A 9,071-nucleotide genomic window follows, 5' to 3' on the forward strand; every position below is an offset into this window, starting at 1 on the left:
CATGCAGCTGGTCTGTTATTTTTGGTATAAATAGTTTTGCTCAAAACCATAATCTTATCCAGAAAATCACCGCCTAACCCGACTAACGTCTTGACGAGGGCAGTTAGTTTTAGCGTTTTTGACTTAACTTAGTTTTAATCCACGCTCATGATAACAACGATGATCGGCTTACAATCTTCTAATACTTTTTAATTTAAGTAGTTGCTTACAAACCAAGTTATCATTCAACAGTCACACTCTTAGCAAGATTTCTCGGCTTATCTATCTCACAACCCCTTTTCCTTGCTGTGTAGTAGGCAAGTAGCTGCAATGCAACAGAGTAAGTTATTGCTGTAAACACAGAATCTGTTTTTGGCGCCCTAATAACGAAGTCCACGTATTTCTCAACTTCTGCGTCGTCTTCATCTGCAACTGCCACAACCAGAGATTCTCTGGCTTTAACCTCTTTAATGTTGTTTAGCATGATCTCATATGTCTCATCGGAGATAAGCAGAGCAATTACGGGCGTGTTTTTACCCAAAAGCGCGAAGGGGCCGTGTTTCAGCTCGCCTGCAGGATAGGCTTCAGCGTGAATAAGAGATCCAGAGGCAAGAGTTTATAAAACCACAACAAAACTCTGGACGTGGACGATATCGTGGGAGATTCCCTGAGAAGAGTCGTAAAGGGTGCGGCCATATTCTTAATTGGTTCGGTGCTCGGCCTATTTATCGCCTTTATCGGGAGAATTATTGTAATAAGGTACCTCACCCCTGCCGAGTTCGGTTTGCTGTCGTTCTCCATTACAGTATTCACGATTGCATGCAGTCTTGCAAATCTCGGCTTACCAGCGGGTTTAACAAGGCAGGCAGCTTATTTTTTTGGCAGGGGTGAGCGTGAGAGGGCGATAGCGATATTCAGGGCCGGATTGCTTATATCTGTTGTGGCAAGTCTGGTTGCGGCCACCGGACTTTTCGTCTCATCAGATCTGATTGCAGAATTCTTCGGAATGCCCGGCGTTTCGTGGATACTCAGAATGTTCTCATTTGCTGTTCCGGCAGCAGTGTTGAGCGCAACGCTTGTATCGGTTTTTCAGGTGTACGAGAGGGTGGATGTCAAGGTAGTTTTCAGCGATTTGCTGCCGAACGTCTTGAGGGTTGCGTTAATTGTGGTGGTGGTTATCCTCACCCTCTCCTTTTACTGGGTTGTTTCCGTTTACGTTCTCTCCTACATCATTCCGGGCATTGTTCTCCTCGCTTACACCTTCAGATTTGTGGAGTTTAAGACATCTGAGAACACATCCAAATACATCAGAATCCTCGTCCTCTTCTCCCTACCACTTCTCTTTCAGTCCGTACTCGGGATGATCATAACCTGGACAGACACGCTCATGATTGGCTACTTTCTCGCTTCATCAGATGTCGGCCTTTACAGCGGAGCGAGGTCTCTTGCAGGAGCCATGCAGAACTTCCTTGCTTCAGTGATATTCATCTACTTCCCAATAATCTCTCAGCTATACGCGAGAAGCCAGATAAAAGAGATGGGGAGAACTTACGCTGTTATAACCAAATGGCTGATGTCCACATCTCTGCCAGTTTTCCTCGTTCTATTCTTCTTCCCCGAAGCAGTCCTCTGGCTACTTTACGGTGAAGCTTACATTCCAGCAGCTCATGCACTCCAGATTCTCGCTTTGGGCTTCTTCACCCACGTCATGCTCGGGCCCAACGGTATGACGCTAATTGCAACCGGGAACGTGAGATTTCCGACTCTCGCAAGCAGCATTGCGGCAATTACAAACTTCGCTTTGAATCTGGTTCTGATACCCTTATACGGGATCACCGGAGCTGCCGTTGCGTCAGCTTTAACCTACACCACCGGGAATGCGCTGACGTCTGCCAAGCTTTACATGGATTACGGAATACACCCGTTCACGAGAAACTACGTCAAGCCCTGCTTAGCATCACTGGCAACGGCCGCACTGGTCTACTTAATTTCAAAGGCTTTTAGCTTACACATAGGCAGTTTAGCGCTGGTTTTGCTGTTTGTAGCCTTTTTGAGCATTTACTTCCTCTCACTCCTCCTGACGAGAAGCTTTGACAGGGAGGACATAATGATCATGCTAGCGATTGAGGAAAGGTTGGGCTTGGATTTATCGTGGGTTAAGAGGATTTTGAGGAGGTTTGTTTGAACGAGCCTAAATTATTAGGAGCTTTCAAATCGTTTAAACCGGTAATTTAGATTTTTCCTTTCAATTTGAGGTTTTTGATTGCTTTCTTGAGCTTTTCACCTTCCCGCTTTTCCTCATAGTAGCTCGGATCAACGTATTCTGGCTTTCTTTTGGCGAATTCTGAATCTTCTTCGAAAATCTCCGTTAAAACTCCTCCGTCCATGTCGTTTGGAATCGGTAGACCAAAGATGTGGAGGATTGTTGGAGCTATGTCATAGATTTTTGCATCAATCCTTTGACCTTTTTTGATCCCAGGGCCATAAGCTAGGAAGATGCCATTTAGCCTATGATCTCCACCATCTGTTTTTGTAAATATACTTCCATACCCAACATTCGGAGTGATTGTTTGTATGCCATCATTTGTTGGCAAAATTAACAAATCTGGTAGATTGTCATCAATCCTTGCCTCTGAGTATACTTCTTCCTTTTTAAAGACTTGTACATTTGGTTTTAGATCCTTTAATTTCTGGATTATCTCATCTCTAATTTTATCATACTCTTTTTGATCCAACACTCCTGCGGGTTCTCTTCCTTTAACATTAAGCCATATGTCACCAAAAACACCGTATGCAAAAGCTTTGGTATTACTCCAATCTATATCTAGGTCTTCAAATTTTATAAGTGACACTTTTTTCTTTATTGATTTGGATACGTTTGAAGGGAGAACATTTAAAATTTTCCTTGCCAATATAATTAATCCAGTTTTCTTCAGAAATTTTACAAGAGATAACCATTTATGTTCGTATTGGCTCTGTTTTAACTTTAGATAACCTTCTTTTATTAACCACTCATTCACGTTAAACTGAAATTGTCTGGGTCCAAATCCATGATCAGAAACTAAAAAAACGATAGTTTCATTACCAGTCACACCTATTAAATTTTCCAGTTTTTTGTCTATCTTCTTGTAGTGCTCAAGTAAAATCTCACCATCCCAGTATTTATGTTGAATTCTATCAGTGGTTACAAACACTATAAATCCGAAATCCCACTCATATTTTTCCAGTAGATACATAAAAGCTAAGAAATGTTTTTCTAATAATTTTTCACAGCGTTTTAGATATTCATTCTCTCTAGGACCACTAGTTATTCGACCTCTTTCAAAATCAACATCAAAGATATCTATCTCGTATCCATTACAACACTCATTTAGTTCGTCAATCAGATCAGGAGGGTATGAAATACGATTCTTATCTAAACAAAGCCATCCAGCAACCATACACCCATTAATTTTTTGAGCTACATAGACATTCGGTAAGTTGACCACAACAACATTATGGCCAGCATCAGAAATCACATCCCACACCATTCTTTGTCGCTTGTGCTTGAAGATGTGGGGAACAAATCTGTAACCATCCTTCACCATAAAGGTAGCAAACCCTAGTTTTTTTGGGCTTTTTCCTGTACTCATGGATTCCCAAGCAGGAATGGTCCAAGGAGGTATAGTGGATTCCAACTTCCCCCAAACTCCACTTTCCATTAGCTTTTTGAACGTTGATAACTTTCCCTCTTCAACCCATGGCCTGATTAGATCCCAAGTTGCCCCATCTAATCCTATAACCAGAACTTTGATTTCTTTTGTCATGTTACTCACCTTTTCTTCCAACATATAAAAATGCTTGGGAGAATATAGTATCAAAGAATTTACTACTAACTTTTGATAAGAGTTTCATGAAAATGTGGTCTACAAAGCTTAATGGTGATGGTAGTACTATATACGGTATGATTTCTTCTACATCATATCCAGATTCTTTAAGCAATCTAACTCCACTCTCTTTAGTAAACCACCTTATATGTCCATAATCCATAATTCCATGTTCTTTATATTCCCACTTTCCTGTGAGAAGCATTAACCTTACCCTGTACCATGCAACATTTGGGACTACCATTAGCAACTTCCCATTAGGTTTAAGATAACTTCTTAATTTGATTAGAGTTTCTTTTGGATTAAAAAGGTGTTCTACTACGTCAGAACAAATTATTACATCAAAATATTCTTTTGGATATGGGAGCTCTATCTCTTCAATGTTGCCAACAACGACATCATCCAATTTATTTTTTGCTTCTTTAGCAGCTTCTTTTGAAATTTCAACACCGCAGACGTAATTTTTACCTTTCTTAGTTGCTGCTCCAAGATAACCTGTAGCACATCCTACATCTAGGATTCTAAGTGGTTTATCTTGGCTTAATTCTTCTATAATCTTCAATATCTTCTGGTGATAATGGTTTGGATCTGAACTTAAAAAAACAGCTTCTTTTCCATAATACTCTTTTTTGAATTTTATATCATAATAATCTCCTAAGGCATTCTTTTTATTGGATCCCATTTACTTGCCTCCTTGAGTTGTTTTGAGTGACTCTATCTGAGAGTTGGTTACATCAAGTTTATAAAAATTACTTCCTCTAAAAATTACCTCTATAAAAATAGTCTCAATCAATAACTAAGCATGTAGAGATTCTATATTTTCGACGGAAAGAAATTACGGAATTATTACTTTTGGATGAGTGCTTGATATACTTTCTCGACTTCTCTCGCATACTCTTCTATACTCTTCGGGGGTTTTATGTTGGCCCTAAATTTTTCTATTAAACTAAGATCCTTAAGAACCATCTTCATATTTTTGGTTAAGTCATGAGGATCTCCAACTCTAAACAATAAACCATTCTCCATATGTCTAACAAACTCATTTAGAGCACCTATATCTGAAGCTATTACAGGAGTGCGCGTAGCAAAAGCTTCTTGAACGACTAACCCAAAACCCTCGTAAGTAATAGAAGGAACAACTAAGACATCAATATTGGAATATGGCTCCCTAATATCATTAAATGAACCCATAATTTTGATATTTTGATTGTGATTTTTAATTTTTTTAATTTCATTAATTACAAATCTATGATAACTGTTATTTAAATTGATTGTGCCATATAGTCTTAGCTCGGCATTAGTGTTTTTTAATTCGTTAAATGCTCGTATTAAAATATGTGTACCTTTACGCTCTGTCATATATCCTACAAATCCAAACCTGATTTTATTAGAAGAGGCTTTTTTAGTTTTTATTAAATTACTCATATCTATGCCATGATGTAAGAGTGTTAATTTTTTCAATTCACGATTTCCAATAAATCCATTTTCAATAAATTTATGCAGTATAGTTCTAGATGGTGCAATTATTGTATCAGAGGCCGAAATGATTTTTTTTATGGAGGATACTCTTTTCTTGATTTTATTTTTCCCGTAAAGCCCATAAATCTCCCCTAAAACTTTAACTAAGATGTTCTCATTTGGCTGAGACCATCCTAACTTTTTAAAACCTGCATCCAATAATACTTTAGAGACACATTTCGAACATTTCTCTGGAGAGAAATGTGTACAAATATTTCGGTTTGCATCTAGAAAATGAGTGGTGGGACATACTAACCAAAAGTCATTTAAAGTTAGCACTATGGGGGAGTACTCTTTTGCTATTAACGGTAGGTTTATGGACAAGCCAATTAGATGCTGGAAATGGACTATATCTGGGTTTACTTCATCTAGAATTCGTTCAAAGGTTTTTTCAATCTTTTCGTCACCATGTGATACATAATTTGGATTAAAAGATAGTAACTTTAGTACCTTAGTATATAGGTCGCTTGTCTTTATAAGTTCGTGATGTACAACACCTTCCCTCCTAAATGAAACAATTTTGGAAGTTTTTCTATTTGAGTAACTTGGATAAAATACATGAACTTCATGATTCTTTGCCAATTCTTTTGATAAATTATATGTTAAAATTTCCGTTCCCGCTTTGCTCTTTGGAGGAAAGCCGTGAACAACTTGGAGTATTTTCATCGCTTTTCCCTTTCTATTTTACCATATGCCATGCTTAAAAACTTTATTTTGTATTTATTAGTTTTGTAATGGGTTAGGGGTAGTACTTCCAACTCATCCGGCATTATACTATGGTAAACTTGGCTAGTAAACTTGGCTAGAACGTCCCCCATTATATCCCCTAACGATTTGAACTTATTTTCAGCAATATGGAACGAATGTGTTATCCCCTCTCGAATTAGGGGGCATGGTCTTATGATCCAGCGAAGTCGTGAGTGTTAAACTTCAACCAATATTCCTCCAATTTTCGGTTTAGATAGGTGTTTCCAAGAACATTAAGTCCCATAAGTGCTTTATTTTATTCAAATTTCACAAGTTCATGAATATGCGTTTTCCCTCTCTTTTATTTCCCTTACCCAGTTTATTTTTCTGGGCTTTTTGACTATAGGGTAGAACACCTGAGCATAATTGCTCCCGATTTTTTGCAGCAGTTAGATTTAAAATTCCTTCTGTTAAGCCTTATTTATGAATCCCAAAAATAATAATCCGAAGGTCGCTATAATAACTCTCAATTGGAATACTTGGGAGGACACGATAGAAGCCCTAGAGTCTATATATCAGAGCACTTACTCCAACTATGAGATCGTTGTAGTGGACAACGCTTCAATGGATGGCTCGATAGAGAAAATAAAAGAATATGCAGACGGCCAAATTGAAGTTAAATCTCCCTACGTAAAATACGACCCTTCAAACAAACCTATATATGTTGTAGAGTACACGAAAGAGGATGCAGAGCGAGGTGGACTTCCTGAGTACGAGAGTAAGCTCAAAAACATCCCCTCTAACAAGAAACTAATAATAATTAAAAATGACGAAAACTACGGTTATGCCGAGGGAAACAATATAGGAATAAGGTACATACTTAACAAAGACCCCAAAAAAGAATTCAAGTACATTCTCCTCCTTAATAATGATGTCGCAGTTGATAAGAGCTGGCTCAATGAGCTTGTGAAGGTCATGGAGAAAGACCCCAAAGTTGGCATTGCTGGTTCCAAAGTCTTGGATTACTATAATCCCAATCTAATCCAGAATGCGGGAGGATATATTTACTGGTGGGTCGGATGGATAAAAGATGTTGGCTGGATTCCAGATAACGGTGATTCTAGAGTGGAAGAAAGAGATTTTGTTTGGTCTACCTCTGCATTATTTAGGAGAGAACTATTCGAGACCCTTGGATTTCTCGACCCATATTTCTTTTTTGGAGTTGAGGAATACGATTTTAATACTCGAGCAAAGAAGGCGGGTTTTAAAATATTGTATGTACCAACTTCAAAGATTTGGCACAAGAAAGGTGCAAGTGCTAAAAAGCTTGATCTTTATAAAGAAGTGAAACAGGCTATAATAAAGCAGAGAGGGTTTTTATATTATAAACACTATTACAGATTGTTTAAAAAACATTTACCCCCGATAATATTTTTAATACCTTTTTTATTATTTATGCAACGTAATTTATCAAAACTTGGATTTTATTTCTTAAAACATCTTGCCAAAGGGGAGTTTGATAGGATTGTTGCTGGAATAAGAAGATTAAAGGAAATTTAATAGTAAAAAATTTAAAAAATTTGTGTGTCCAAGTTTGATTGATTGTACTTTCTCAACACTTAACGCCCTTCGAAAATTCCTCTACAATAGAATATAATCTCCTTCCAATCCTTTCCCAGCTGAGAGATTTTTGTCCTTTTTTGTAACCTAAATAAGATATTTTTTTTGCAATTTTTGGATTTTCGAGAAGGTATACAATTGATTCTGAAAGTTGAACTGGGTCACTCGGTTCGATGGTGATTCCCGTTTTCCCATGATCAACAACTTCAGGAATTGCTCCAACTGAGGTTGTAATCACAGGTTTCTTGAAGGAATAGGCGAGAGTTAAAACCCCACTCTGTGTACCCTCCTTGTAAGGTAGGACGACAATGTCTGCCCATAGAAAAAGGGATGGAATGTCTTTGTCCGGAATGAACTTATTCTCAATAATGACTGAATCCTTAACAGGATTTAGTAGTTCTCGATATTTTTCTATATTTCCTTTGCCAGAAATTCTCAGCTTAATGTTTGATATTTTTCTTTTAACATCATCGAGGCTCTTTAAGAGGACGTCCAATCCCTTATAATCGACAATTCTACCAAAGAAAAGCAAATTATATTCGGACTTTGGTTTTATCTCACTCGTGTTTGTAATCTTGGGAAACCTCTTATATATTCCATGTGGGATCACAAACACTCTCTTCCTTATGCCTTTGTCAAAAAGTTCTTTTCTAAGAGTGTTGCCGTGAGTTATTAAGGCATCGGAGAACATAAGAGATAATCTTAAAATCAGATTATTATAAAAATTTCTTTCTCCTAAATGTGGTTCTGGATCGTGAATGACTGTTACAATTTTTCCGCTGAATACAAGCGGCAAGATCCATGATAGATAGCCAGGAGCGGGTACAAAAATGACGTCAAAACGGTTTCCAGACTTAATTTCCTTAATAGAGCGAATTAGAGAGATAGTGTTGTACAAGACGCGCCATATGAAGTGGAAAGGGGTTGGACTTGTAAGTAAGTCAAACATAGGAAAGGTCTTGAACTTGGCAATAAACTCACCGATAATAAGGTCATCTCTTTCTGGTTTTCGAACTATAAGAACTGCATCAGGTAAGTATTGCTGAATAGCGCTAGCAAAATGTAGTGTATAATGAAACATTCCTCCTCTGTGTCCAAAGGACAGAATTAATACTCTCGGATTTTTATTTTGTTGAAATTTAACCTTGCTCATTTGTATGTCACCATTCTTGCAGTATTTCACCGTCTTGCAAGATGCTGAAATTATTAAAAGGGAGTTTTTAAGCCTTTAAAAATACTTCGCTAAGTTGAAACCCTTCCAAACCTTCCAAGACAAAAGTTATTTTTTAATTTAAGACTTACTTTTCCTCGCTATAAGAGCTCTGTAGTATTTTCGTTTCTTATATTGGGGGTGTCCGAATAAGCATGTAACCATATAAATAATTGTGCTTCAATCTATCA

6 protein-coding genes and 1 pseudogene are annotated in these 9,071 nt (G+C 37.6%); 2 read left to right on the forward strand and 5 right to left on the reverse strand.

Going from position 1 to position 9,071, the window contains the following annotated elements:
- Positions 1-220: 220 nt before the first annotated feature.
- Positions 221-580, reverse strand: a pseudogene (locus tag H0Z19_RS10790) (SIS domain-containing protein); the annotation flags it as partial.
- A gap of 42 nt (positions 581-622) precedes the next feature.
- Between H0Z19_RS10790 and H0Z19_RS10795 the strand changes: the two are divergent.
- Entirely contained in the window at positions 623-2,164 is a 1,542-nt protein-coding gene (locus tag H0Z19_RS10795; protein WP_290726512.1) for a flippase, read from the forward strand.
- A 46-nt stretch (positions 2,165-2,210) separates the two neighbouring features.
- On the opposite strand, the gene H0Z19_RS10800 is transcribed toward H0Z19_RS10795, so the two are convergent.
- The 3 genes from H0Z19_RS10800 to H0Z19_RS10810 all read right to left on the reverse strand — a co-directional run bounded on the left by H0Z19_RS10800 (position 2,211) and on the right by H0Z19_RS10810 (position 6,029).
- Positions 2,211-3,785, reverse strand: coding sequence for an alkaline phosphatase family protein (locus H0Z19_RS10800; RefSeq protein WP_290726514.1), 1,575 nt, complete (start codon positions 3,783-3,785; stop codon positions 2,211-2,213).
- 1 nt (position 3,786) lies between these two features.
- On the reverse strand, positions 3,787-4,527 hold the full coding sequence (locus H0Z19_RS10805) for a class I SAM-dependent methyltransferase (RefSeq protein WP_290726516.1): 741 nt from the start codon (positions 4,525-4,527) through the stop codon (positions 3,787-3,789).
- Positions 4,528-4,691: 164 nt separating this feature from the next.
- On the reverse strand, positions 4,692-6,029 hold the full coding sequence (locus H0Z19_RS10810; RefSeq protein WP_290726519.1) for a glycosyltransferase family 4 protein: 1,338 nt from the start codon (positions 6,027-6,029) through the stop codon (positions 4,692-4,694).
- 504 nt (positions 6,030-6,533) lie between these two features.
- Here H0Z19_RS10810 and H0Z19_RS10815 point away from each other — a divergent pair.
- The gene (locus H0Z19_RS10815) at positions 6,534-7,610 is read left to right on the forward strand and encodes a glycosyltransferase family 2 protein (protein ID WP_290726520.1); all 1,077 of its coding nucleotides are present in this window, start codon (positions 6,534-6,536) and stop codon (positions 7,608-7,610) included.
- Between the two features lie 52 nt (positions 7,611-7,662).
- Here the strand turns inward: H0Z19_RS10815 and H0Z19_RS10820 are convergent, their stop codons facing one another.
- The gene (locus tag H0Z19_RS10820) at positions 7,663-8,853 is read right to left on the reverse strand and encodes a glycosyltransferase family 4 protein (RefSeq protein WP_290726522.1); all 1,191 of its coding nucleotides are present in this window, start codon (positions 8,851-8,853) and stop codon (positions 7,663-7,665) included.
- Positions 8,854-9,071 lie beyond the last annotated feature (218 nt).

The sequence above is a fragment of the Archaeoglobus sp. genome (assembly GCF_017656475.1).
Lineage (GTDB): Archaea > Halobacteriota > Archaeoglobi > Archaeoglobales > Archaeoglobaceae > Archaeoglobus.